The 24799-nt window shown below is 47.3% G+C and carries 27 protein-coding genes; 4 read left to right on the forward strand and 23 right to left on the reverse strand.

The window, feature by feature from the left end:
- The 9 genes from RN22_RS00315 to RN22_RS00355 form a co-directional block, all read right to left on the reverse strand.
- Complete coding sequence (locus RN22_RS00315; protein ID WP_046302629.1) at positions 1-675, reverse strand: LUD domain-containing protein; 675 nt, start codon at positions 673-675, stop codon at positions 1-3.
- Positions 672-2102: a LutB/LldF family L-lactate oxidation iron-sulfur protein gene (locus RN22_RS00320; RefSeq protein ID WP_046302630.1), complete on the reverse strand. Its 1431-nt coding sequence runs from the start codon at positions 2100-2102 to the stop codon at positions 672-674. Before RN22_RS00320 ends, RN22_RS00315 begins: the two co-directional genes overlap by 4 nt.
- Complete coding sequence (locus tag RN22_RS00325) at positions 2099-2872, reverse strand: (Fe-S)-binding protein (protein WP_046302631.1); 774 nt, start codon at positions 2870-2872, stop codon at positions 2099-2101. Before RN22_RS00325 ends, RN22_RS00320 begins: the two co-directional genes overlap by 4 nt.
- Positions 2873-3093: 221 nt before the next feature.
- Positions 3094-3918: an HDOD domain-containing protein gene (locus tag RN22_RS00330; protein ID WP_046302632.1), complete on the reverse strand. Its 825-nt coding sequence runs from the start codon at positions 3916-3918 to the stop codon at positions 3094-3096.
- A 135-nt stretch (positions 3919-4053) separates the two neighbouring features.
- A complete protein-coding gene (locus tag RN22_RS00335; RefSeq protein ID WP_046302633.1) occupies positions 4054-4773 on the reverse strand; it encodes a DUF3581 family protein in 720 nt (239 codons plus the stop codon).
- 78 nt (positions 4774-4851) lie between these two features.
- Positions 4852-5304, reverse strand: coding sequence for an NUDIX domain-containing protein (locus tag RN22_RS00340; protein WP_231590814.1), 453 nt, complete (start codon positions 5302-5304; stop codon positions 4852-4854).
- Positions 5305-5381: 77 nt separating this feature from the next.
- Positions 5382-7010 carry a sensor domain-containing diguanylate cyclase gene (locus tag RN22_RS00345; RefSeq protein ID WP_046302635.1) on the reverse strand — a complete coding sequence of 543 codons (1629 nt, stop codon included), beginning with the start codon at positions 7008-7010 and terminating at the stop codon, positions 5382-5384.
- A complete protein-coding gene (locus RN22_RS00350) occupies positions 6994-7290 on the reverse strand; it encodes a hypothetical protein (protein WP_231590815.1) in 297 nt (98 codons plus the stop codon). The genes RN22_RS00345 and RN22_RS00350 overlap by 17 nt, the downstream gene beginning before the upstream one ends.
- A 139-nt stretch (positions 7291-7429) precedes the next feature.
- A complete protein-coding gene (locus RN22_RS00355; protein WP_046302636.1) occupies positions 7430-8683 on the reverse strand; it encodes a porin in 1254 nt (417 codons plus the stop codon).
- 213 nt (positions 8684-8896) lie between these two features.
- On the opposite strand from RN22_RS00355, the gene cobB reads away from it, so the two are divergent.
- Complete coding sequence (gene cobB / locus RN22_RS00360; RefSeq protein WP_002537172.1) at positions 8897-9613, forward strand: Sir2 family NAD+-dependent deacetylase; 717 nt, start codon at positions 8897-8899, stop codon at positions 9611-9613.
- 51 nt (positions 9614-9664) lie between these two features.
- Here cobB and RN22_RS00365 read toward each other — a convergent pair whose 3' ends face one another.
- The 4 genes from RN22_RS00365 to potA form a co-directional block, all read right to left on the reverse strand.
- A complete protein-coding gene (locus RN22_RS00365) occupies positions 9665-10705 on the reverse strand; it encodes an extracellular solute-binding protein (protein WP_046302637.1) in 1041 nt (346 codons plus the stop codon).
- 123 nt (positions 10706-10828) lie between these two features.
- A complete protein-coding gene (gene potC / locus RN22_RS00370) occupies positions 10829-11599 on the reverse strand; it encodes a spermidine/putrescine ABC transporter permease PotC (RefSeq protein WP_002537168.1) in 771 nt (256 codons plus the stop codon).
- Positions 11596-12453, reverse strand: a complete 858-nt coding sequence (gene potB / locus RN22_RS00375) for a spermidine/putrescine ABC transporter permease PotB (RefSeq protein WP_192815496.1) — start codon at positions 12451-12453, stop codon at positions 11596-11598. Before potB ends, potC begins: the two co-directional genes overlap by 4 nt.
- The gene (potA, locus tag RN22_RS00380) at positions 12437-13552 is read right to left on the reverse strand and encodes a spermidine/putrescine ABC transporter ATP-binding protein PotA (RefSeq protein ID WP_046302638.1); all 1116 of its coding nucleotides are present in this window, start codon (positions 13550-13552) and stop codon (positions 12437-12439) included. Before potA ends, potB begins: the two co-directional genes overlap by 17 nt.
- Positions 13553-13894: 342 nt before the next feature.
- On the opposite strand from potA, the gene RN22_RS00385 reads away from it, so the two are divergent.
- The 3 genes from RN22_RS00385 to RN22_RS00395 are packed head-to-tail and all read left to right on the forward strand — an operon-like array spanning position 13895 to position 16119.
- Complete coding sequence (locus RN22_RS00385; RefSeq protein WP_002537163.1) at positions 13895-14704, forward strand: hypothetical protein; 810 nt, start codon at positions 13895-13897, stop codon at positions 14702-14704.
- Positions 14705-15478, forward strand: a complete 774-nt coding sequence (locus RN22_RS00390; RefSeq protein WP_046302639.1) for a glucosaminidase domain-containing protein — start codon at positions 14705-14707, stop codon at positions 15476-15478.
- Positions 15475-16119, forward strand: coding sequence for a DUF2987 domain-containing protein (locus tag RN22_RS00395; protein WP_046302640.1), 645 nt, complete (start codon positions 15475-15477; stop codon positions 16117-16119). The genes RN22_RS00390 and RN22_RS00395 overlap by 4 nt, the downstream gene beginning before the upstream one ends.
- 64 nt (positions 16120-16183) lie before the next feature.
- On the opposite strand, the gene ttcA is transcribed toward RN22_RS00395, so the two are convergent.
- From ttcA to ccoO, 10 genes are all read right to left on the reverse strand, one after another.
- Positions 16184-17110, reverse strand: a complete 927-nt coding sequence (gene ttcA, locus RN22_RS00400) for a tRNA 2-thiocytidine(32) synthetase TtcA (protein WP_002537159.1) — start codon at positions 17108-17110, stop codon at positions 16184-16186.
- Positions 17111-17309: 199 nt separating this feature from the next.
- The gene (uspE, locus tag RN22_RS00405) at positions 17310-18260 is read right to left on the reverse strand and encodes a universal stress protein UspE (protein WP_002537157.1); all 951 of its coding nucleotides are present in this window, start codon (positions 18258-18260) and stop codon (positions 17310-17312) included.
- Positions 18261-18403: 143 nt separating this feature from the next.
- A complete protein-coding gene (locus tag RN22_RS00410; RefSeq protein WP_002537156.1) occupies positions 18404-19147 on the reverse strand; it encodes an FNR family transcription factor in 744 nt (247 codons plus the stop codon).
- Positions 19148-19210: 63 nt separating this feature from the next.
- A complete protein-coding gene (locus RN22_RS00415) occupies positions 19211-19885 on the reverse strand; it encodes a sulfite exporter TauE/SafE family protein (RefSeq protein ID WP_046302641.1) in 675 nt (224 codons plus the stop codon).
- Complete coding sequence (ccoS, locus tag RN22_RS00420; RefSeq protein ID WP_046302642.1) at positions 19885-20076, reverse strand: cbb3-type cytochrome oxidase assembly protein CcoS; 192 nt, start codon at positions 20074-20076, stop codon at positions 19885-19887. Before ccoS ends, RN22_RS00415 begins: the two co-directional genes overlap by 1 nt.
- Before the next feature lie 4 nt (positions 20077-20080).
- Positions 20081-22474, reverse strand: coding sequence for a heavy metal translocating P-type ATPase (locus RN22_RS00425; protein ID WP_046302643.1), 2394 nt, complete (start codon positions 22472-22474; stop codon positions 20081-20083).
- Complete coding sequence (locus RN22_RS00430) at positions 22471-22962, reverse strand: FixH family protein (RefSeq protein ID WP_046302644.1); 492 nt, start codon at positions 22960-22962, stop codon at positions 22471-22473. The genes RN22_RS00425 and RN22_RS00430 overlap by 4 nt, the downstream gene beginning before the upstream one ends.
- Positions 22963-23039: 77 nt before the next feature.
- A complete protein-coding gene (gene ccoP, locus RN22_RS00435) occupies positions 23040-24011 on the reverse strand; it encodes a cytochrome-c oxidase, cbb3-type subunit III (RefSeq protein ID WP_046302645.1) in 972 nt (323 codons plus the stop codon).
- A complete protein-coding gene (locus RN22_RS00440) occupies positions 24008-24175 on the reverse strand; it encodes a CcoQ/FixQ family Cbb3-type cytochrome c oxidase assembly chaperone (RefSeq protein ID WP_002537147.1) in 168 nt (55 codons plus the stop codon). Before RN22_RS00440 ends, ccoP begins: the two co-directional genes overlap by 4 nt.
- 9 nt (positions 24176-24184) lie before the next feature.
- The gene (ccoO, locus tag RN22_RS00445) at positions 24185-24796 is read right to left on the reverse strand and encodes a cytochrome-c oxidase, cbb3-type subunit II (protein ID WP_002537146.1); all 612 of its coding nucleotides are present in this window, start codon (positions 24794-24796) and stop codon (positions 24185-24187) included.
- Between the last annotated feature and the right edge of the window lie 3 nt (positions 24797-24799).

The following is a 24799-nucleotide window of genomic DNA, read 5'->3' on the forward strand; positions in this document are numbered from 1 at the left end:
TTACTCCTTAACCAAAATCAGGATCAGGCGCTTCGGTCCGTGAGCGCCGTAGGCGAGTGTCTGTTGGATATCTGCTGTTTTTGACGGGCCAGAAATTAACACCAAATTTGTTGGTGGTTGGGTTTCCCATCCCGCTTCTTTCCAAAACGGCGAAACCATTAACTCGCTGAAATTAGACACAATGTCAGATTCATGAAGGATAGCAATATGAACAGGGGGAACCAGTGACAGGGCTCGCGGTTCGTCTTCGCCGGTAACAATTGCGAGGGTGCCAGTATCGGCAATAGCGGCTTTAATCACATTAACGCTGGCATCGACCTCTTGAAACAAGGTGGTTTTCAGCGCTTCCATAGTTTGGTCATATTTGAGCGCTGTTGTGTCAGGGCATTGGTTGGCGATAACTTCCGCCAAGGGACTGCTTTTCGAAAACAGCACTTTTCCGAATCCATTACTTTGACTGCATTCTATCAATGCCGTCTCAATGCTTCCTTTCTCGGTACGAATAATTTCCGTGTGACTTGCCTCCATGCATACTAATAAACGCTCAACGCGAACTTGACTGTTATCCGATGTCCAAGCTTGCCAGGCTGGCAATTCATTGCTTTTCGGTGAGCGTGGTGCCGCGTTTAACTTGGCGAAGATCGCAGCGCGGGCTTGTTGACTCTGTGTGTTCATTTTTGGCCTCCGTTGCGCTGTGCGAGCTTGGTTTTAAGCGAGGTTTTGGCAAGTTTCGGTTTCACGCGACACTGCGTCCAGTTGCAGAGATGATTCGGAATGAGTCCGTTCATCTTTCTCGCGGCATCGAGGCCTGTATGGTAAAGCGATGGGTGAGTGGCGGCGTAAGCAAAGCCTTTCATAGCAGCTTTTTCCAGCGTATTGCTGGCTGCATTTTGCCCCTTTAAAGCATCATGATTGGCTTCCGGTTTGTTCTTGGATTCCTGACGCAAGCGCTGGAGCAGGGAAGGGATAGGAATGCGAACCGGACATACTTCCTCACAGGCGCCGCATAAGCTGGATGCGGTGATCAGTTCTTTGGTGCTGTCGATGCCCATCAAGTGTGGAGAAATAATCTTCCCAATAGGGCCAGGATAGACTGTTCCGTAAGCGTGGCCACCAATGCGGGTATAAACCGGACAGTGGTTCATGCAAGCACCACAGCGAATACATTGGAGTGTTTTACGCAGTTCTTCATCGTGATAAGCCTGAGTTCGGCCATTGTCCAACAAAATAAGGTGGACTTCTTCGGGGCCATCTAACTCGCCCTCTTTGCGTGGACTGCTGATCATGTTGAAGTAGGTGGTGATGTGCTGGCCGGTGGCGGAACGGGTCAGGGCACTATAGAGCGGCGGCACGTCAGACAGGAACTCGACCACCTTTTCGATACCTGTGATAGCAATATGGACGCTAGGAATCGTTGTACACATACGCCCATTGCCTTCGTTCTCGACCAAGCAAAGGGTGCCCGTTTCAGCCACGGCAAAGTTAACACCTGAAACACCAATCTTTGCTTCTTGATAGGCCTCACGAAGAGCGTTGCGGCCAGTTTGAATTAAGGTATCGACATCGGTCGTTGGCTTGAAATCGTTTAGGTTGTGTTCGAAGGTGTCAGAAACTTGCTGCTTGTTCTTGTGAATGGCTGGCATGATGATGTGCGAAGGGGTATCACCGTCCAATTGCACAATGTACTCGCCCATGTCGCTTTCCAAACAGCGTACACCTTGTTTTTCCATGTGGTGGTTGAGGCCAATCTCCTCACTCACCATAGATTTCCCTTTCACCATGAGCGTGGCTTGGTGTTTCTCCGCAATTTCACTGAAAATTGCATTGGCCTCATCAGCGTTGAGTGCCCAGTGGACATGAATGCCGTTACGGGTGAGCTGAGTTTCTAACTTATCCAAAAGCTCTGGCAGCTTGCTTAAACAGCGCTGACGAATGGCTTCTGCCCGGTCGCGCACGGCTTTCTCTTCGGCTGCATCAGGAAAGGCGTCACGCCGTTTGCCACGAAGGTAGTCCATCGCCCCACGGAAATTCTGTCGAAGCTCTTTGTCACCCAGCGCTTCTTGTGCCTGCAGGTGGAAATGTTCTGGCGTATTGTGATTCATTGTTCACCTCCTGCCACTCCGGTGCGCTCGGCCAAAAAACGGGCGATATGTTTACCCTTGAAGGTTTCTCCTTTGTATTCCAGTGCGCCATTGATATTGAGCATGCAACCCCAATCTGCGCTGACGAATTCAACGCCGCCAGTGTTTTTCAGGTTGTTTGATTTGTCATCCACCATAGCTTCACTGATGTTCGGATGGCGAACAGAGAAAGTGCCACCGAATCCGCAGCACTCTTCTTCATATTGGGGATGCTTCAATTCCACTTTGTCGAGTTGCCCGAGCAAATGCGCGGTGTAAACGTGTACGTTCATTTCTCGTCGTGCGGCACAAGAGGTATGCATGGCAACGGTTGTTTGTTCACCTTGGTCTTTGAATTGTGCGCGGCAGACATTGGCCAGAAACTCTGTGAGCTCAAAAACACGTGCCGAAAAAGACTTTGCGGTAGCTTCAAGGGGATGATCTTTAAACAGGCGAGGATAGTGATGAACCATCATGCCACCACAGGAGCCGGAAAGAATGACCACGGGAATGTTTTCTGGAAACAGAGCCATTTGGTGTTCAGCAACGGCTCTGGCTTCTTCTGTATAGCCCGAGCTGTAAGCAGGCTGTCCGCAACAGGTTTGTTTAGGAACAAACTCGACGTCTATGCCTTGTTGCTCTAACAGAGAAATAGCGTCTAACCCAGTGTCGGGGTCAAAAGCATCCACCAGACAAGTGGCGTAGAGGTAAACCTTCCGTGGCTTTGCAGGGTAAATCCGAGGTTGTTCCATGTGTTGTCCTCGCGACATTGCTTTCTTTGAGATCTAGTCATTCTTTCAGCGACTGAATTTTCTAATTATTAGAATTTGAGAATATGCCCCGACTACCTTTCGATAAATAGCATTAAATAAATTTATTGTTTCCAAAAACGACGTAATGAGAAGGTGCTTTGACTTGTTTTGAGCAAAAAAAAGCGCCTTTTCGGCGCTTCTCGAAAGGACTTTGGTTTTGCTTAGAGAAGAGACTTGGCCATCTCGCGACCAGCACCACGAATATCGTCAATCGACTCGACAACATTTTCATTGAGTCCAAGCATGCTGTATTCGAGTTGATGATTAAGCCAGGTGATTTTAGCTTCTCCGTCGACAAGGCTGTCCCAATTTCCATCAACTTTTGCACAAAAATTGATGATAGCGGCAAGTTGAGAGAAGTTGTCGCCTTGAACGGCACCATATTGATGAGCGATGGCGTCGACCAGTGTATCTGCAAACTTCCAGCTCTTGGCTAGCTCACCGCCCAGTTGTGCATTGTCTGTGTTCAAAACAATTTGCTGTGCTTCAGGCTTGGTTTTCCCAGCTTCCATGTGGAGTTCGACTTTTTGAGCCTTGTCCGGGTAAACGGTATAAATTAATAAATCACCGATGTTGTGCAGCATGCCCGCGGTAAAAGCTTCGTTTTGATCTGCTTTGAGCTCTTTCGCAACACTTTTACATAAGGTTGCTACTTCGAAGGTGGTTCCCCAAAACTCATTGAGATCCAATCCTTCAATTTTTGGAAAAGTACTCATCAGCGCCGAAGCTGTTACCAGCGTCCGGATAGGACCCAGACCCAGTCGAATAACTGCTTCATCAACAGAGGCAACACTTCTGCCTCGGCCAAAGTGAGCTGAGTTTGACAGACGCAAAACGCGAGCACTGATCACTTGATCCATCGCGATTTTTTCCGAGATTTGGTTCATGTCAGAACCGTCACTGTTCACCAAATCCATCAGTTCCTGAACGACCTTTGGAATCTTTGGGAGCTTATCGATATGAGAGAGTAGATTCGCAGTTGCCATATTTAACTCCAGCGCGCTATTGATAAGTTAAATATAGAACAGTGTGTGAAAAGCGTGACTAAATATTGAACATAAGACATTGACGCAAATAAAAAACCCCGAATGAATCGGGATTCATATGGTATGTCGTACAGGTTATGCAGGCAGTGCTGATAAAAATTCGGATTTTCGGCTGTTAAATTTATCAACTAGCGCATCGACTGCTGTTGTTTCAAATTCTCTTAAGCCGCTACACACCATTTTCTTTTTCCCTTCGCCAATCACTTCACCATTTTCTTTAAAGGCGAAAGCCAAAATGACAGCGCCACGCTTACCTGAAACTTCCATGGTGGAGTTAGTTAGCTCAACTGTCGGGTTTGAAAAGTTAAGGTGTTTGAAGTTGAGCTCCATGCTCTCGTACATCACCAGCGGGCGGTCTGGATTGATCATCATGCCGCTCTCTTCCATCAAAGGAACCATGATGTGTGGAAAGTTCATGCCGGAAAACTTCACATAGTTTTCAGCGACGTTTGCCGCAAGCTTCTCGTCAACTAGGTTTTCACCTTCACGGTGCATGGTGAGATAGCATTTATCATTCGCGTCGACCACATCCAGGTTCCCGTTGTCGTCTTCACGAATATTGAGACCGAGGTTATCGGAGATCATGCCTGCGAAGCTCACTTTCATGTTCTGGCTGATCCCCGCTTTTGCGAGGAGAACAGAGAACAGAAGGTCACCAGGAACACAGAATCGCTTCGAGTCTTCATCGTGTATTGGGTTGAAGTCACCGGCAACGAGTTTGGCGAAATGGCTGGCTTGCTGACGAGTGAAAACGAACTGGCCATCTTTTTGGCTGAAGTAGTTATTTAACTGCATGATCTCTTTTGGTGGATGTCCACTGTTAATCTTGCTGGGCATTGTAACTGAGTGAATAGTACTAAATGGTCTAGCCAGTTACAGAATGTGTCCTTGATATATGCGATCGAAGGATTTTGTTTGCAGTGCTTTGACCATGGTTTTCGGAAAAAACAATAATTCAGGCAACTTATTAAGAGGCATCCAAACCATTCCAATTTGGTCTTTGTCGAGTTCGGAGGCTTCTGTTACCTGACGAAAGTTAGTCGCTTCCACAAACAATTCAATTTGATGAAGGTGTTTAGGAAGGTAAGTGGTGTCTAATTCATCAGCAATGACTTCGCGAACAAACAGAATGTCTCCCATGTCTGCTTCGCCTCCGGTTTCCTCTAAAAGCTCTCGCTTAAAAGCGACATCCAGCGTTTCATTGTGTTGTATACCGCCACCGGGAATGATGTACCAAAGGCCGCGTTCATCGCGGTGTTCAGCCAGCAAAATCGTATTTTCGCGATAGCAGACAGCACGCACAGAAACTCTAAGGGGATGCATCATAAGCTTCCATTCCATTTAAAGATTCAAAGCAGAATACAGAGTAGGAGAGTAAGGGTCTATTTCCTTGCTGAGATAGTTTAACGATTTGCAGATGCGGTCGCTTCTTCTGCTGTGTAGAAACGGAAGAAGTTTTTACCGTTATTTTTCACGTAGTACATGGCTTCATCGGCTTGTTCGATAAGGGCACTGATGGTCTCATCGTTATCGGGATAAACACTGATACCGATACTTGAACCAACACAGGCAGTCTGCTCGTGGCCGATTTCTACAGGAAGAGCAATCTGGAACTGGAGGTCTGACGCGATATCAGACACGGCCGTTTCATAATTCGGGTTGTAAGAGAAGCCAATCAAGAACTCATCACCGCCCCAACGGGCGACGACATCTGATCCACGGAAGAATTGCTTGATGCGTTTAGCAACTTCAATAATCACCTTATCACCCGCATCATGCCCGTATGTGTCGTTAACATGCTTAAAGCCGTCCAAGTCAATCATCAGTACCGCAAACTTACGCTGTTTCTTTTCAGCTTCTTCCAGAGACACTTCCAATTTCGCCATGCCAGCCCGTCTGTTGAGCAGTTGGGTAATTGGGTCATGTTCTGCTTCATAGATAATGTTTTGCTCTCGTTCGGCGCGCTCGGTGATGTCATAAAGCACGATTTCAAGCAGGCTATCGTCTGGATTATTAATGTCTTCGACTTTTGAGAACAGACAATGCACCCAGCGGTCGGCTGCACGAACTTTGTGCTTAAGTTGAATGTCCATGGCGCTGAACTGGTTACCTGGCTTGAGCCAAAACTCTTCAATGAATTCTTTAATTTCGGCGGGGTCGTTGAAGTAACTGGTGAAGTCAGTCTTATTGAATCGCTCTGTATCGACGATAAAGGTTTGACCAAGCAGCCTAAGTAGCGCTGGATTGGCAACGATGAGTTTGTTGCTAGCATCGATTAAACCAATACCGGCACTGGCGCGCTCGAATATAAAGCGGAATTTTTTAGAGAGATTTTCCGTTTCAGCCCTTAGCTCCCGTTCATTGTCTATCTGGTTGTTTACGGCGTCCAATAGACCATTAATGTCGCCAACCAGCGCACCTATTTCGTTTTCTTTGTGGCCGATAGGCACATCAATCCTTGTGGCGTCGCCGGGGGTTATTAAGTGGAAGCGGTTAGCGATGTTTTTCATTGGCTCCGTCAGGATGCGGTTGACGATAACCAGAGTGAGCAGGGCGATGATCACCGAATAGAACACCAGTACGATAACCTGAATCTTTGCCAACGATATCGCATTGTTTTCGATATACCTTTGGTTTGGGTACACCAAAAGATCACCAACGAACTCGTTTTCATCAAAAGGAGAAACAATAGGAAAAATGATGGCTGTGTCGGTTTGGTCAAGTTCGCTGTTTCCGGAAAACGAGGCGGATAACCCATCTTGGCTAGTTAGTCGCGCGGCAGAAATAATGTCATTCGCCTCAAGCCCTCTAAGTACTTCTTCTGCCAGTTCTTTGTTACCTAAATACATCGCTATCGAGGCAGTTTGCTCAATGGTTGTAATAACCTGGCGTATCTGGCTGCGGGACCGGTCAACTTCCTGGTGGTAGGAGATGTAGAACCAAGTGATGGAAGCGAAGATCGAGAAGAGTAGCGCCCCTGTGGCTACCCCGGTGGCAACCCGAATGTGTATGCGTTTATTGAGTATTTTCAAATCGATATACCACTTTCAAACCATCAACCAGATCGGCTTCGTTGATATAAGCAATCGCATTCTTGTTATCTTTTAATAAAGCAATGACGTCAGCGGAAGAACGAACGGTCTGTGGAGGCTCTGACTTACCAGTAAAAAGTAACCTTGCCCAGTAAGCGTTAATTTGCGCAGCAGATTTGCCGACTAGCATCCGATAAAAATACTCACGTTCTTTGCTTTTTTCGGGAAGATCGGTTGTGTTAGCTGATTCTCCATTTGGATAGGCGTTGTAACGACCCATGTATAAATCTATCAACTGCCGAGAGGACAAAGAGCTTAGCGGGTTTTCTGCATTCACAACCACAACCAACTCTGCACGGACTCCTGGAGACCATGCTAGCCATATCAATGTGAGTATCGCGAATACAAATCTTTTCATGTCAGAACACAAAACTCAGGCTTATAGAGAAGGTATCGATGTATTCAGGTACTGGCTTTGTTAGGCTTTTTTCAGTTACTGACCAGCCCCCGATCCTATCGTTGTTCAACCAAGTTCTTTCTATTTGTCCTTTTAGTGATAGCTGTGGATTGATGTAATAACGCGCTCCAATACCGAGCGTCTCCTGGTCGATCACTCGTGCATCTAGGTTGGACTTGATTACCCCATATGCAGAACTGATCTCTGGCACTGATAAAACGTTGCCAGGTGGTGGTTCTAATTCGTAGAAGTTGCCTACTGATTTTGCTTTTGAAACGAAACTGTAAATGGTGAGGTCATCGACCGTTCTTCCAAGGCTGGTATATCCCGCCATCAAATCTGGAAAGAAAGGCCAGTCTGCATCCGTATAACTCAATTCGGTTTGTACGTTCCAGTCTCCGGTTTCATATTGAGCACCGATCGAATAGTAGTGAAAGCGTGTTGATTCAAATTCAAAGTCCTGCAATGTGCCTTGAAGTGAGGGCCACGCTGCTAAAATTTGCGTGTTCCTTCCAGCTAAAGCGATCAAAGACGCCGCTGGGTTTCCCTCATCAACTTTGGCCGAGGCTGCCGACGCTGAGAGGTTCCATAGATCAGACAGAAAACTAACCTTTGCTCCTACCAGAGGTGACAATGTCACTTCGTAAGAGCTAAATACGGTGTTTATAGATACTTCGGACTGCCCACCAAACACTTTGGCTTCTATGACGCCATCTGCGAATGGGGTGGTGTAAGCAATGTCACCACCATTCAAGCTGGTAACAGGAATATTGGCGTAGAAATCCGTAATAGGCTTTGTCCATAGGTAAGCAAAACCTACATCGCGGTATTCTGACAACATATAAATCGGAGTGGCGATACGTCCGACTCTGACGGTCACATCTGGAGAGATTTTGTATCGAAGAAAGGCCCAGGTAATGCTCTTATTTAAATCGTTTTCTATGCGATCCTGAACAACCCCCTGAATCACGAAGTCCCAATTATCGAAGAGATTGGCATTAAGTTGTAATCCGACCGCAGAACCCGCTTTAAGGCTCCACTCGTCAAAGACACCTTCTTTGGTTAGGTCATAAACGAAACCAAAATCTTCGGAACCTGAGTGAATGGCAGATATATTTCCGAACCCACTGACCTTGACGTGCTCATTAGCCGCAGCATGACCTGAAGCTAATGTAGCTGCTGACGCGGCAAGTAATGTGAGTTTGAGCGGTCGCAATTAGTCGTTCCGATTCATGTTTGGGACACTTATTAAATATAAGACATATTTCTGGTTTCTCTCGTTAAATCTTGTTTTATGTGGAATTTCGACCATGGTCTAGTCCCGTCACCCTGTTTTGCCAATACCAACAGTGATATAAAGGATTAAAGCGCTAGCCAAAGAATGACACAAATAAGCGCGCAGAAATCACGACCAGAAAGGAAGCCCAACATGCAATTTCCCTATAAAAACATTGTCATATTGACTGGTGCAGGTATCTCGGCGGAGTCGGGGATTCGTACCTTTCGGGCGCAAGATGGTTTATGGGAAGAGCATCACATCGAAGACGTTGCCACACCGGAAGGTTTCGCTAGAAACCCAGCATTGGTGCAAACCTTTTACAATCAGCGACGCCGACAGCTTCAGTCTGGTGTTGCTCCCAACCCTGCTCACGAAGCACTGGCAAAGCTGGAACGGGAGCTTGAAGGTTCGGTGATGGTCGTTACGCAAAACATAGACAATCTTCATGAGCGTGCAGGAAGCGAAAACATTATCCATATGCATGGTGAGTTATTGAAAGCGCGCTGCAGTGGCTCTAATCAGGTGTTGGACTGGAAAGATGACATCATGGTCGATGATCTTTGTCATTGCTGCCAAATGCCATCGCCAATGAGACCTCATGTGGTCTGGTTTGGTGAAATGCCACTTGATATGGACAAGATCCATACCGCTTTGGTAGAAGCAGACCTGTTTATTTCGATTGGTACGTCGGGCTCTGTTTATCCTGCTGCAGGGTTTGTGCACGAAGCTGCCATTAATGGTGCGAGAACGATTGAAGTGAATCTGGAGCCAAGTGCCGTAGAAAGTGAATTTGATGAAAAGCGCTATGGAAAGGCGAGTATTCTTGTACCAGAACTGGTCGGGGAGATCTTGGCGCTTCAGGATTAACTTGCCGGTAATAATGGATTAAAAAAGCGGCCACTGGCCGCTTTTTGTGTGTTACTGACCCGCTTTCAGCTTCTGGAAGTACTCTTCATAAAGCACATTCGCTTCGCCAACTGAGCTTTGCCATTCACCTTTTTCCATCACATCTTGTGGTGGATAAACGCTTGGGTCGTCTTTGAATGCCTTCGGCAGGAGAGGGTAAGCCGCTTTAACCGGTGTTGGGTAACCGATTTCGATAGCCAGTTTCGCTGCATTCTCTGGACGAAGCAGGAAATCGATCATCTTGTGTGCAGCATCCACGTTTTTCGCCGTTGCAGGGATCGCGAGGCTATCCATCCAGAAAATCGCGCCTTCTTCTGGCCATACGATGTCAACGGGTGCGCCTTCGCTACGAGCGATGTAGGCAGAACCGTTCCAAAGCATACCCAGTGCCACTTCACCTGCCATATAAGGGTTTGCTGGGAAGTCTGAGTTGAACACCAGCACGTTTGGCATTATCTTCTTCAGCTCTTCGTAAGCCGCTTTGATTTCTTCCGGGTTGGTGGTGTTAGCCGAGTAGCCCAGTTTGGTCAGTGCGATATGGAAGAATTCACGAGCGTCATCCATCATCAGCAGTTGGCCTTCGTAGTTAGGACTCCAAAGGTCGGCCCATGAGTTAACAGAATCTTTTTCAATAAAGTCTGTATTTACACCAATACCTGTAGCGCCCCAAATGTAAGGGACAGAGTATTGGTTATCTGGGTCAAACGGCTTGTTCAGGTTGTTTGGATCAAGGCCGTCGAAGTGGCTGAGTTTGCTTTTATCGAGTTTTTGCAGCATGCCTTCATCGCGCATCTTCTTCACATAGTAAGTCGATGGCACAACCAGATCGTAACCTTCAGGGTGTGTTTTCAATTTGGCATACATGCTTTCATTTGACTCATAGGTTGAGTAAATGACTTTAATGCCAGTTTCCTCTGTGAACTGCTCAAGCACTTCGGTAGGAATGTATTCAGACCAGTTGTAGAAATAGAGCTCTTCTTCTGCAACCGCAGAGTAAGAGAAAAGAGAGAGGGACAGCGCGCTTCCCAGCACAAACTTAGACCAGGGTTTCATCGACAACTCCTGTAGTTTTTCATTGGTATTATTGAGAATAACGGGTGGTTCAAGCCATCCGTGACTGAAAAATGCGAAAACAACAGAGGGGAACAACCTTAAAAGGTTGCTCCCCTCGTATCACTATCGCACTTTGTCGCGTGCCAGCATCTGAGAGCAAATAACCAGCACGAGAGAGACGATAAGCATCAGCGTCGCCAGAGCATTCACTTCTGGAGAAACGCCAACCTTAACCATTGAGTAGATTTTCAGTGGCAAGATTTCATAGCTTGGACCCGTCACGAACGAACTAACAATGACGTCGTCCAAAGACAGGGTAAAGCTCAACAACCAGCCCGCAGCAACAGCAGGTGCAGCTAGAGGCAGAATGATTTTCGTCAGAATCGTCCACTCGCTCGCAGCTAAGTCTTTCGCTGCTTCAAGCATACGCGCATCAAAACCATTCAGTCGGCTATAAACAGTCACCACAACAAACGGCAGACAGAAAGTAATGTGTGACAGCAGCAGGGTCAGGAAGCCCAATTGCGCACCCATCAACACGAACAGTGCCAACAGAGAGATTGCCATCACGATGTCAGGAGACATCATTACCACGAACAGCATGCCATTCACGAAGCCTTTACCGCGGAAGCGATAGCGGAACAGGGCAACAGCAGTAAGACTGCCGATAACTGCCGCTGCAGTTGCAGAAAACACTGCGATTGTCAGTGAGTTCCACGCTGCCTGCACCAGGCTGTCGTTATTCAAAAGCAGGGTGTACCACTTAGTGGTAAAACCTTTCCATTCCATACCGAACTTACTTTCGTTAAACGAGTTAACGATAAGAATGACGATAGGGATGTATAAGAACGCATAGACCAGCGACATAAAGCTGGTACGGAAAAACTTACTCATTCCAGCTCTACCTTCTTGTTAATCAGTTTGCCAACACGCCAGTAGGCGAACAGCATAAGACCCATCAATACAGTCAGGGAAATACTCGCTGCTGAACCAAACGGCCAGTCACGAACATTCAGGATCTGACTCTTGATGACGTTACCAATCAACAGGTTCTTCGCGCCGCCCAGTAGGTCAGATACGTAGAACATACCCAGTGCTGGAAGCAGAACCAGAAGACAGCCAGCTATGATGCCTGGCATGGTCAAAGGTAAAATAACTTTGATAAATGCCTGAAGCTTGCTTGCGCCTAAGTCTTTCGCCGCTTCGAGGTAGCTGTTGTCCAGCTTCTCGATGCTTGAGTAAAGCGGCAGAATCATAAATGGCAGCAGGATATAAACCAGGCCAATCATCACCGCATACTCGGTGTACATTATACGTAGTGGCTTATCGATAATACCCAGCGTCAGCAGGCCTTCGTTAAGCAAACCACGGGTACCCAGAAAAATTTTCAGGCCGTATGTACGGATCAGTGAGTTAGTCCAGAAAGGAATAATCACCATAAACAGCATCACAGGACGCCATTTCACTGGCATGCGCGCAATGATGTACGCAAACGGGTAACCAATCAGCAAACAGAGCAGGGTAGCAATGGCTGCCATATAGAATGAATGCCAAACCACCTTCGCGTAGAGCGGATCCATCAACTTGGCGTAGTTGCTCAAGGTGAAGGTCATCTCAATCAGGTTTGCGTCATCGCGTGTTAGGAAGCTGGTGACAATAATCATCAGGTTCGGGATAAACACGAACAGCAGCAACCAACCTACAATCACACCAATGATGGCGTTTTGGAGATTAAGCTTCTTCATCAGGCAGTACCACTTCCCAGCTTTCAACCCAGGTAATCGCGACTTTCTGATCCAAAGAGTGGTCTACATCTGGATCATCTTCGTTGAAGAATTCGCTGACCATGACTGACATGCCAGATTCCAGCTCTAGCACTGAATCCAGCGTCATGCCCTTGTAGTTGCGCTCGCGAACGTAACCGATAATGCCATTGCCAGAATCTGCTGCCTCGATTTCTTCGATACGCAGATCTTCAGGGCGAAGCAGGACTTTAACGCGGTCACCCGCTTTAACGTCCAACTTACAGTAAACCTGACATTCACGGCCTTCGATGGTGGCAGTAATGCGCTCTTCATCGATACGGGCAATAACATCAGCGTCAAACACGTTGATTTCACCGATGAAGCGAGCAACGAATAGGTTTGCTGGTTCTTCATAAATTTCACGAGGTGTGCCGTCTTGAACCACTTCACCGGATTTCATTACGATGATGCGATCCGACATCGATAACGCTTCTTCTTGATCGTGAGTAACGAAGATGAAAGTAATGCCAAGCTTACGCTGGAGTTGTTTCAGCTCAATCTGCATTTGCTTACGCAGTTTGTAGTCCAGCGCAGAGAGGGACTCATCAAGCAGCAGTACTTTTGGTTTATTCACGACAGCGCGAGCAATCGCGACGCGTTGCTGTTGACCGCCCGAAAGTTGATGAGGTTTGCGTGGTGCAAATTGTTCCAGTTGAACCATGCGAAGGGCTTCCATCACACGTGGTTCGATTTCACTTTCAGCGACTTTCTGCATGCGCAGGCCGAAAGCAACGTTATCGAACACTGTCATGTGTGGGAACAATGCATAGCTTTGGAAAACGGTATTAACATGACGATGTTCTGCGGGGATAGCAGTAACGTCCTGCTCATCAATGATAATTTGGCCATCGTCTGCATCTTCAAGACCAGCAATCAAACGAAGTACTGTGGTCTTGCCACAACCTGACGGACCTAGAATTGTTAAAAACTCACCGTTGTTAATTTCAAGATCGAAGTTAGAGATGATCTCTTTACCATCGAAGCTCTTACACAGTCCTTTTAACTGGACAACGGGTTTTTTAATTGGTTGTGTTGCGTTCAATTCTACTCTCACTCCTTACACCACGGGCGATTAGCTAAGTAAAAATTCCCCTAAAAATTAGACCGCGCATGATAGACGTGCGAATCATGAAGTTAAAGCGTTTTTTTGTGTTTTATCGGGAATTTTTCGCCCTGAATTGACGCGGCATAAGAAAATGTAGAAACCGCGAACAAAACCGATTCTTGTGACCTGCATCATCCATTTGAGGACGCGGGCGCCCGCAAGTATAGACCCTTAATGTGACGTCCAAAAATGCGACACCTTGAGACGCATCCAAAAAATATCACCTATAACTTTAAGAGTGGGGAAATTTCTTAGGCTAAAGACAAAAGTTACTTTGTTATGAATAAACAACAGTTGAGCAACGCACTGCACGTTGGCGGTACCTTAGAAAATGCGCTGAGTGGTGATTACAACTTGAGTGCTTCCAGCGTGGTTCAAGAAGCCGTTAAGCTAACGCAAAAGCATTTTTGGCAATTTCTGCCAGCGACAGTGATTTTGACCATTGCGCACATTCTGATTTTTCTTGTGGCATTGACCATCATGAATGGCACGCCTTATTCGGTGATGGAGGCCTTTATAGGCAAGCAGCAAATGACACCTGATCTTATGGCGTCGGCCAGAATTGCTGTTTTCGCAGCCACGGTACTGTCTGCACCACTTTATGCTGGTGCGAGCTTGATGGGTTTAAGCCATGCGATAGGCTTTAGAACCAAACCTAGGCATATCATAAAGGGGTTGGCTTATGGTTTGGCGGTGACGTTGGCAATGAGCTTTATCAACGCATTACAAAGCTTCAGCAGCCAACTCATTCCGTTGCTGGGCATTTTCCTCGGCATTACCTTTTCCATGACCATTTTGCTTATCTGTGAAAAACGGCTGCGTCCGGTGGAGGCGATGATCGTTTCATTTAGGGCGATTATAAAAAAACTGATACCATTGACCTTGGTTTACATCGTCATTGCCATCTTGTTTGTCTTTTCTTATGCGACTGCAGGATTGGCCTTGGTCTGGGCACTACCATTCATGTTCAATGTGAAGGGCGTGCTTTACCGTGAAATGTTCGGTGTTGGTATTGAAGTGACCGTGTCACAGGAGGGAGATGACGATTCTTCTTCTGATGGCGGCAATAAAGAGGTTTTCAACGCGTAAATGAAGCTTTCCCATGCTGTATTGGCTTCGGCTCTATTTATTTCTGCGTGTAGCGACGCCCCACAATCTCCCATCACAGTAGACAATCTGCAGCCGGCTTCACCACCACCTTCGATGGTCGTGAAGCCTGATTTTGGCTCTTATCAAATCGTAGATGAGAAGAAAAAAGCGTTCGTGGCTTTCATGAAACCCGGCATCAATTACGTTAACGGACTTATCAAAGATGCACGAGCGCGTCTGATTGAACTAGATAAAGGTAAAGCTCCAAATCAAGAAGACAAAGCGTTTGTTGCACGTGTGGCAGAGCTCTTTAATCTGCCTTTACCTGAAAGCGGTGCCGATAAAGCGTGGTACAAGGAAGCGTTAAAACGTGTCGATGTGATCCCGGCAGACCTTGTTCTGACCCAGGCAGCGAAAGAATCTGGGTGGGGCACATCACGCTTTGCCCGCGAAGGAAATAACTACTTTGGACAGTGGTGTTACACTTCTGGCTGCGGCATGGTGCCAAGCGCACGTTCGCAGGGTAAAACCCACGAAGTTGCCGTGTTCAAAGATACTTACCAATCAATCCGCGCGTATTTCCTTAACGTCAACCGCAATAAAGCGTATGCCCCGTTGCGGGATATCCGAGCTGACTTGAGAAAATCAGGAGAGCCTATCTCGGGCGTTGCTTTGGCTAATGGATTGAAAAGTTATTCTGAACGCGGCCAAGCTTATGTCGAAGAAGTGCAAAGCATGATTCGATACAACGAGAAGTATTGGAGCCAAGGATGATTAAAGGACTTACGGCTGTCTTGTTGGCAGCTGTAATTTCAGCACCTACTGCTGCGGCGCAGGTAAAGTTCAGTTATAGCAAGCTATACACCCAGCTTAAGCATAACTATGGTGAAAACCATCCAGACGTAAAAATTGGGTATTTTATGGTTTCTCCTTCTTCAGGGGCGACTTGTCAAATCACCAAAGCCTGGATGACCAAAAAAGCACATTACGAAGAGTTTGAGATCCCAGCATCGCAAGAACTACCACTTCCCATTGATAACCACCTCCGTAAAGTGAATCCGGATGTGTTTATTGAAACGGCTGGCACCCAAGCTTGTGATATTTCATTCCAGGTGTTGGCAAAGAACAGTTTTGGTTCTGAAGTGACAGAAGAAGAGGTGAATAACCTGGTTCCTCAGATGACGACCATGATGCAGGATTTAGGCGGTATGTTCGCTTCTTGGTTTATGCCGGAAGTGGAAGGTGTGACTGTACATTTTGCTGATGCACAACCTGAGCTGAAAACCTCAGAAGGGCGCACAATCGATGTAAATGGCAAGGTCGCTGTTATACGTGCTTCCGAGCTAAAAAGTGGTGAACGTGTCTTCTTCCCGCAAGAACCGCTGAAAGTGACGCCCTGGATTCCGCAAAGTTAGCCGCTTAGCGTATAAAAAAGAAAAAGCCCGCTGTTGCGGGCTTTTTTTATCTCTGCTGGTCAGCTTAGTTCACTTGAACCACGTCCAGTTTCAGCGATGGATCAAATTCAACCACATCGTCTTCTGAGGGTTGTGTATCACTGAATTGTTCTTTATCGAATGCAGTATCACCACCATTAATGACACCAGAATCTTTATCGATGCTCTTAAAGTCGAACAGTTCGAAGTCAGCCAGATGTGATGGCACCACGTTCTGCATGGCACGGAACATGGTTTCGATGCGACCAGGGAAACGACGGTCCCAATCGCGCAGCATTTCTTTGATCACCTGGCGTTGCAGGTTTGGCTGCGAACCACACAGGTTACATGGAATAATCGGGAACTCAGCGGCTTCTGCATAACGCTCGATATCTTTCTCACGGCAGTACGCCAGAGGACGAATCACAACGTGTTCACCGTTGTCGGAAACCAGTTTAGGTGGCATGCCTTTCATCTTGCCGCCGTAGAACATATTCAGGAACAAGGTTTCAAGAATGTCATCACGGTGGTGACCCAGTGCAATCTTGGTTGCGCCCAGCTCTTTAGCCGTGCGGTAAAGAATACCGCGACGCAGGCGAGAACATAGCGAACAGGTGGTTTTACCCTCTGGCACTTTGTCTTTAACAATCGAGTAGGTGTCTTCTTCTACAATCTTGTACTCAACACCAAGACCATCAAGATATTCAGGCAGCACATGCTCAGGAAAACCCGGTTGCTTCTGATCCAGGTTTACTGCAATGAGTTCAAAAGAAATCGGTGCGCTTTTCTGCAGACTCTGCAGAATCTCCAGCATGGTGTAGCTGTCTTTACCGCCACTCAGACAAACCATGATACGGTCGCCGTCTTCAATCATGTTGAAGTCAGCAATGGCTTGGCCGACGTTACGGCGAATGCGCTTTTGCAACTTATTCTGGTTGTACTTTTGTGCTTTGGTGATTTCTTGATTCGACATGTTAATACTAAGTGCCTCTAAAATTTCTCTACGCGATCAAGCCAGCCGATGGCATATGGTAATGGCACATCGCTCCCCGATGCGAAGGTTAGGCGCGTATGATACGGATTTCGTGGCAGGATGCCAGTGCCGAAGGGAAATAGAGTTAAAGTCATAGACAAAGAAAAAGCGCCTTTCGGCGCTTTTCAAAATATGTTTCTCAGCCTAAGCCAACATTAGGTGCGAGCGGGCTGACATAACCGTCAGGTTTAATCGCTAAAACGTCACAGTTGAGTTGGTCAATAGTATGTTCAGCGGTATTGCCGATAAAGATGGCCGACAATCCCACACGTCCTGTTGTTCCCAGTATCACTAACTCAGCATCAAGCTCTTTGGAAACTGCGGGGATAACATCCTCGGGCAAACCTTCCAGGCAGAAAGTCTGCTCTTCATCAATGCTATGTTTTTGCCGCAATGCTTTCATCTGAAGCAAATGGTGTCCTCTCACGGCGTCAGTGTATGAAGCAGGATCGAACTCAGGAAGCTCTATCGTGACGTTCACCGGTGTTGCAGGGTAGGCGTTAACGAGGTTCACTTCTGCGTTAAGAAGTTTACTCATCGCTTTTGCTTCATCTATCAGTTTGTCGTTGAGCGGCTCATGGGTTTCATTTTCAGAAGAAACATTCACCGCGGTGAGGATCTTTCCATGCTCAGGCCAGCTATGTTCTTTCACGAGAAGAACGGGGCATGGGCATTTTCGAAGCAGGTGCCAGTCAGTTGGCGTGAAAATCAAAGAACCGAGCTTATCGTGCTGATGGGTCGCTTTGATAAGCAAGTCATGCTCTCCATCAAACACTTTTGCGATCATGCTTTCGTAAGGGCGATTGTGCCAGACAAGGTGTTTTACAACGTCTATCCCTTCACACGCATTGTTTTCAACGACTGAATCTATCCATTCTTCTCGCTGTTTGAGCACGCCTGCACGCATTGCCTGACGCTCTTCTGCGGAAAGCATAGAGGTCATTTCATAAGAAAAGTCATAGATGGCAAGGAATAGGGTTATTTTGACAGGCGCAGAAGATTTTCTCGCGATATCCATCGCGCGGGAGAGCGCGGGTTGTTCTTCGTGGTCGGGATCGATAGCGACGAGCAAGTTGGTATATCTGTTCATAACAACCTCCAGCTGGGTGATGCCGATACTTTAATTTAACCCATTGTGGCAGGAGTTTGCGATAAATTCAGATAGATAAACGTAAAAAAAGAGAAATGGCGCGTGTAGCGCCATTCCATAAGTCATTTGTAAAGCAGGGGGATTTACTTGGAAACACCCGCCAAACGGCTTAATTCATCGTGGTCAAGAATCGTAATGTATTTGCCTTTAACACTTAGCATGCCGCTCTTTTGGAAACGGCCAAGCAGACGGCTGATGGTTTCAACAGTTAAGCCAAGGTAATTACCGATATCACCACGTGTCATCGTCAAACGGAACTCTTTTGCTGAAAAGCCACGCTGAGAGAAGCGGGTAGACAGGCTGTGTAGGAATGCGGCTAGACGTTCTTCTGCATTCTTCTTAGAAAGAAGCAGGATCATTTCCTGATCACCTTTGATTTCGTTACTCATCAAACGCATGATCTGCTGACGAAGCTTAGGCATTTTGCCTGATAGGTCATCAAGAATCTCAAACGGGATTTCACATACCATAGAAGTTTCCAACGCCTGCGCAAAGCTAGGGTGGGACATATGGTTTATCGCGTCAAAGCCAACGAGATCTCCAGCTAAGTGGAATGCTGTGATTTGCTCATCACCTTGCTCGGTGATGGTGTAGCTTTTGATGGTGCCGGAACGGATGGCGTACAACGAACGAAGTTGATCGCCCGCTTGGAATAATGGCTGACCTTTTTGAATCGGCTTTTTACGCTCGATAATTTGGTCAAGCTGATTCAGCTCACTCTCGCTTAACGTAAAAGGGATACAAAGCTGACTGATGCTGCAGTCCTGACAATGGATTGCACAACCGCCAGATTGAACACGTTTAGTAGGAATTTTGTCTTGAATCATGAGCCTGCTTAGCCAAATTGATTTGAGTCAATATTTTACCATTTCCGGAAGAGAAAGCGAGACTTAGTACAACTGATTGTATACAGAATAAGCGGTAACAATTCCGTACATTAGCAGTATCAATGATGAGAACCTTCTAAATATCAGATTGTTAAGGAGGTTCTTGGTTGCTTCTGCAGCAGAGCCAACCAAAATCATTGCGGGGAGAGTTCCTAAACCAAATGCGAGCATTATCAACAATCCATCTAGTGCATTTCCAGCCACAGCTGCCCAGCTCAACGCCGAATATACCAACCCACAAGGCAACCAGCCCCACAACATACCAAATGGTAAAGCCGCGAAGGGGGAGCGCAACGGAAGTAACTTAGTGGAAAGGGGTGAAAGACGTTTCCAAAGCACTTGGCCTATTCTCTCCACATAGGCAAGGCCATTCCAGAACCGACCAATGTACAAAGCAAGCAAAATCATCATGATAGCAGCGGCCAATCTTAGCCACAGTAGCTGTTGTGTGATTTGAGTGACACCGATAACACCTGCTACTAATCCACCTGCAATCGCACCAATCAAGCCATAAGAAAGCAGGCGTCCGCCATTGTAAAAGAGAAGGAAAGGGAGCTTATGTTGATTTTGGGGAGTCCCCATGGAAACAGCGGCGGCGACACCGCCACACATTCCTAAACAATGGCCTGCACCCAGCAGGCCAACTGTAAAAGCAGCAATGAGATCACTTATAGGCATTATTTTTGATCCGACGAGGTATCGCTCTGTTTCTTTGATGAGGATGTTGACTCATCCTCATCAAGAAGGATGTTCATGCCTTGTCTTTCAAGATCTTCAAATTGCTCGGATTTTACCGCCCAGATAAAAATCCCTACGGCGACACAAACCAAAGCAATTGCGATGGGGATGAGGATATACAGACTTTCCAAACCGTTACTCTCCCTTCAGCTTTTCAATGAGGTCTTTCTTAAATAAACGAAGCGAGTTCGTAACGACGATCACTGAACTGCCTGACATACCAGCTACCGCCACATAAGGTGCGACAAATCCCATCACCGCCAGCGGCAAAATCACAAGATTGTATCCTAATGCCCAAGCCAGATTCTGACGAATGATTTTTTGGGTAAAAGCCGCCAATTTGCGCGCATCGAGTAGCTTGGTGAGGTCATCACCGAGCAATACCATATCCGCAGAGGCTTTAGCCACGTCTGTGCCACCACCCATGGCAACCGAAAGGTGTGCACCAGCGAGCACAGGCGCATCGTTCACCCCATCACCAATCATCATGGTTATTTGGTCTTGCGGTAGAGAATTTAAATACTCGAGCTTACCTTGCGGCGATACACCCGCGACCAGTTCATCAATGCCCAACTTATCAGCGACAGCTTGAGCTGTGGCTGAGTTGTCGCCGGTTAGCATGGTGACTTTGATACCAGCTTCGTGGAACTTCTCGATCAGCGTTTTGCTTGACTCACGGATTGGGTCAACAAGCAAATATGACGCTACCGCCTCACCATTTCGGGATAGCCAAATCTGGTGTGTACTTTGCTCGGAAATTTGCGTGTTGTTTAATGCAAACTGAGGTTTGCCGATACGCCATTCGTCACCATCGATTTGACCTTTTAAACCTTCACCGATGACGTTTTCGACGTTCTCCAACCCCTTAGTTTTATCAAAGCCGCTAAAAGCTTCCGCGATAGGGTGGTTAGCATAGGACTCCAAAGACGCTGCGATGGCAGTTGCCTGGTTTGCATCAATGTCTGCGTAAATCTGGGTATCAGAAATTGAAACGTTGCCTTCAGTCAGTGTGCCGGTTTTATCAATGACTACACGGTTAATGTGCGTCAGCGTTTCGAATACATGCCCCCGACGCAGAAGAATACCGAGTTTGCCGAAGGTGGATGTCGAGCAAGTTAGTGCGGTAGGTGTCGCCAATGACAACGCACAAGGGCAGGTTGCGACCAATACAGAAAGCATGATCCAGAAAGCGTCTTCTGGGCGATGACTTTGCCAGTACCACCATGTACATGCCGAAATGACAAGAATGGCCGCCACAAAATAGCGTGCGACGATATCAGCAATTTCAGCCACTCGCGGTTTGGCAAGCTGCGCTGCATCCTGGAGCTCAACAATATGCGCAATAAGGGAGTCTTTTTTCTCTGCCGTTACCTTTACGTTAACGTTTCCGTCAATATTCATGGTGCCCGCATAGACATGCTCACCACTTTGACGTGATTCGGGCATGGACTCACCAGTCAGCATGGATTCGTCAACTGTCGTTACGCCATCTACGACCAATCCATCTGCAGGGAAGGGTTCACCAGGTAATACACGCACGACATGACCAATGGTCAGCGACTTAGCAGGGATTTGCTCACCCGATGCCAGTGTCGCCAGACGCGGGATCAGCTTAAGCAAGTTTGCGCTTGCAGCAGCTGCCGTTCTTCGGGCTCGCATTTCAAGGAATCGGCCAACCAGCAGGAAGAAAGTAAACATGGCGATAGATTCAAAGAATACTTCGCCTTTTCCAGTCACTGTGGCATACAAGCTGGCGAAATAGGCAAACAAAAGCGCGATTGAAACAGGAACATCCATTCCGAGCGTTCGGGCTTTGAGGTTTCGCCAAGCGTTGATATAGAAAGGCATTGCAGAATAGAGTAGAACCGGTGTTGCAAATATCAGGCTTACCCAGCGGAAGTAATCCCGAAACGCTTCGTCCATGTCTCCGAACACTTCGAAGTACATCGCCACAGCTAGCATCATGACCTGCATGGTCGCGAGACCAGCAATACCCAACTTATAAAGGTATTGCTTCATGGTGTGGTGATATTGCGCTTCTTGATTATCGGCTTCGAATGGTGCTGCTTTGTAGCCAAGCTCGTGAATCTTATTTAGCAGAGTACTGAGTTTGTTTTTTGATGGATCCCAACGAAGCGTTGCTCGGTTGGTTGTGGTGTTGACGCGAATGCGCGAGACACCTTCTTGGCCATTTAGTTGTTTTTCAATCAACCAAGCGCATGCGGCACAGGATACGCCATCGACTGACAAAACAACTTCATCTATCCCGCCTTCATGACGCACGAATTCCTGTTGGACGTCTTCGTTGTCATAAAGAGAAAGTGATTGAAGTTCTTCAGGTACGAGGCTGGCTCTTTCTGCCGGGGCAGTGCGGTATTCGTAGTAAGAGGTGAGGCCGTTTGCCACAATGGTGGTGGCGACCGCTTCACATCCAGGGCAACACATAATTCGGGTGGCGCCCTGAATCTCGACTTTATAAGAGTCACCGGTAAGAACCGGCTCTCCACAGTGATAACAATCTTTCGTCATTCCTTGCTCTGACCATACAACTCTACTGGGTCATCAGATGGGAAATTTGCGCGGCCATTTAGCGCCCACGTCCCATCAAATGCGTTAACTTCAACGTACCAAGGGCCAGTGAGCGGTTCGCTCAGGGCGAGTCGGTAGCGACCGGAAGCATCAGCGTTGACCATCTGTTCGATATCTCTATCAGCAAGCGTACGGTGTTGGAATGTAATTTTTAGAGTAGGGTATTGCGTTAGCTCACCTTTATCCAAGGTGAAAATAGCGGTGTCATTCTGTGCAGACAGGAAAGCGGAGATGGCGAGCTCATCGGCTTTCTTCAAGCGGGATATGTCGATGTTAATCCCTTTACCTTCTTTGTAATAATCTTCGGCGACAAGGGATACCTGATTTTTGCTGAACAATGCAAAAGTGAAAAGACTGGCAACGACAACGCTACCTGGAAGGGCTATCAGGAACCAGGGCCAAAACTGCTTATACCATGGCTTAATCATATCGCTTTCCTGTGTGAACTGAATTCTTGGGGAAAAAAGCCCCTGCAAGCAGGGGCTTAACTAACTACTTATTGATTTTATTGGTTTTGCGGTGTGCTTAACTGCCAGACATAAGCAGAAAGCAGCTGGATCTTGTCTTCGTCCAGAATGTCTTTCCAAGCTGGCATAACGCCTTGGCGACCATAGCGAATGGTTTCTTCAACGGCTTTACGAGAGCCGCCGAACAGCCACACGTTGTCAGTCAGATCAGGTGCACCAAATGCTGGGTTACCTTTACCGTCTGTACCGTGACATGCTGCACACACAACAAAGCGTGTTTTACCTTTCGCAGCTTCCTGAGCGTCAACCTTACGGCCCGACAGGCTCAGTGTGTAAGAAGCGACTTCACGAACGCCATCTTCACCCAGCGCGTCAAGCCATGATGGCATATTACCCACTCGACCATTAACCAGAGTCGCTTTAATGGTTTCTGGCTCACCGCCATACAACCAAGCTTCGTCGGTTAGGTTAGGGAAGCCAGACTGACCTCGAGCATCAGAACCGTGGCACTGAGCACAGTTTTGAATGAACAGGCGTTGACCCACTTTAATTGCTTCAGGGTTCTTAGCAATTTCAGTGATATCTTGCAGTTCATCCGAACCAGGCTTATATGCGAGTTTGCGGAAGGTTTCGCCGAAAATCGCATTCGCAGATGCTAGCTCACGCGCATACTGGTCGATACCGTCGCTGTTAGCCAGCAACTGACGTGACTCTTCAATATTCGCAACGTCCTGAGCGGAACTCTGCCAATTGAAAACGCCTTTCCAGTTACCCAGACCAGGATACAGTACGAAGTAAACCGCGCCGAATACGATGGTCGCCCAAAACATGTACGACCACCACTTCGGCAGTGGGTTGTTCAGCTCACGAATACCATCGTATTCGTGGCCCATATCTTCACCATCAGCCACGCCATCAAGGTCTTTGCTACACCAAATAATCAGTGCGGCACAACCCACTAGGGTACCAATGGTAATGACAGTGATAAATAGACTCCAAAACGTAGTCATTTGTTATCTTCTCCTGTCTTCTTATCGCCTTTCTCCTCGTCAGCGAAGACGAGGTTAGCAGCTTCGTCGAATTCCTTTTTACGGCGACTGCTATAGGCCCAAAGCACAATCACAATGAAGCAGACGAAAATCGCTAGCGTCCATAGGGCATGAAAAGATGCCATAAGAGCTCCTTATTTCATCGCGTGGCCGAGTGACTGCAGGTAAGCGATGATGGCATCCATCTCCGTTTTACCTTCAACGTCTGTTTTCGCATTTGCGATTTGCTCATCAGTGTATGGAACACCGAACATATCGCGGAAAACAGTCAGTTTCTTAGCTGTGTTGTCGCCAGTCAGAACATTCTCTTCCAACCAAGGGAAGCCAGGCATGTTTGACTCAGGCACAACCGCACGAGGGTCGATAAGGTGAACGCGGTGCCACTCATCAGAGTAACGATCACCAACGCGCGCCAAATCTGGACCTGTACGCTTGGAACCCCATAAGAATGGATGTTCCCAAACACTTTCACCCGCCACAGAGTAGTGACCATAGCGCTCAGTTTCCGCACGGAAAGGACGAATCATCTGGCTGTGACATACGTTACAACCTTCACGGATGTAAATGTCGCGGCCTTCCATTTCCAGTGCAGTGTATGGGCGCAGGTTATCAACAGGTTCGGTCGTTTGCTTTTGGAACAGCAGTGGTGTGATTTCAACAAGCGCACCGAGACTGATAGCAATGACCGTGAGGATAGCGAAAAGACCAACGTTCTTTTCTACAATTTCATGACGACTAGAACTCATTCG

Source organism: Grimontia sp. AD028 (genome assembly GCF_000973155.1).
Classification (GTDB): Bacteria; Pseudomonadota; Gammaproteobacteria; order Enterobacterales; family Vibrionaceae; genus Enterovibrio; species Enterovibrio indicus.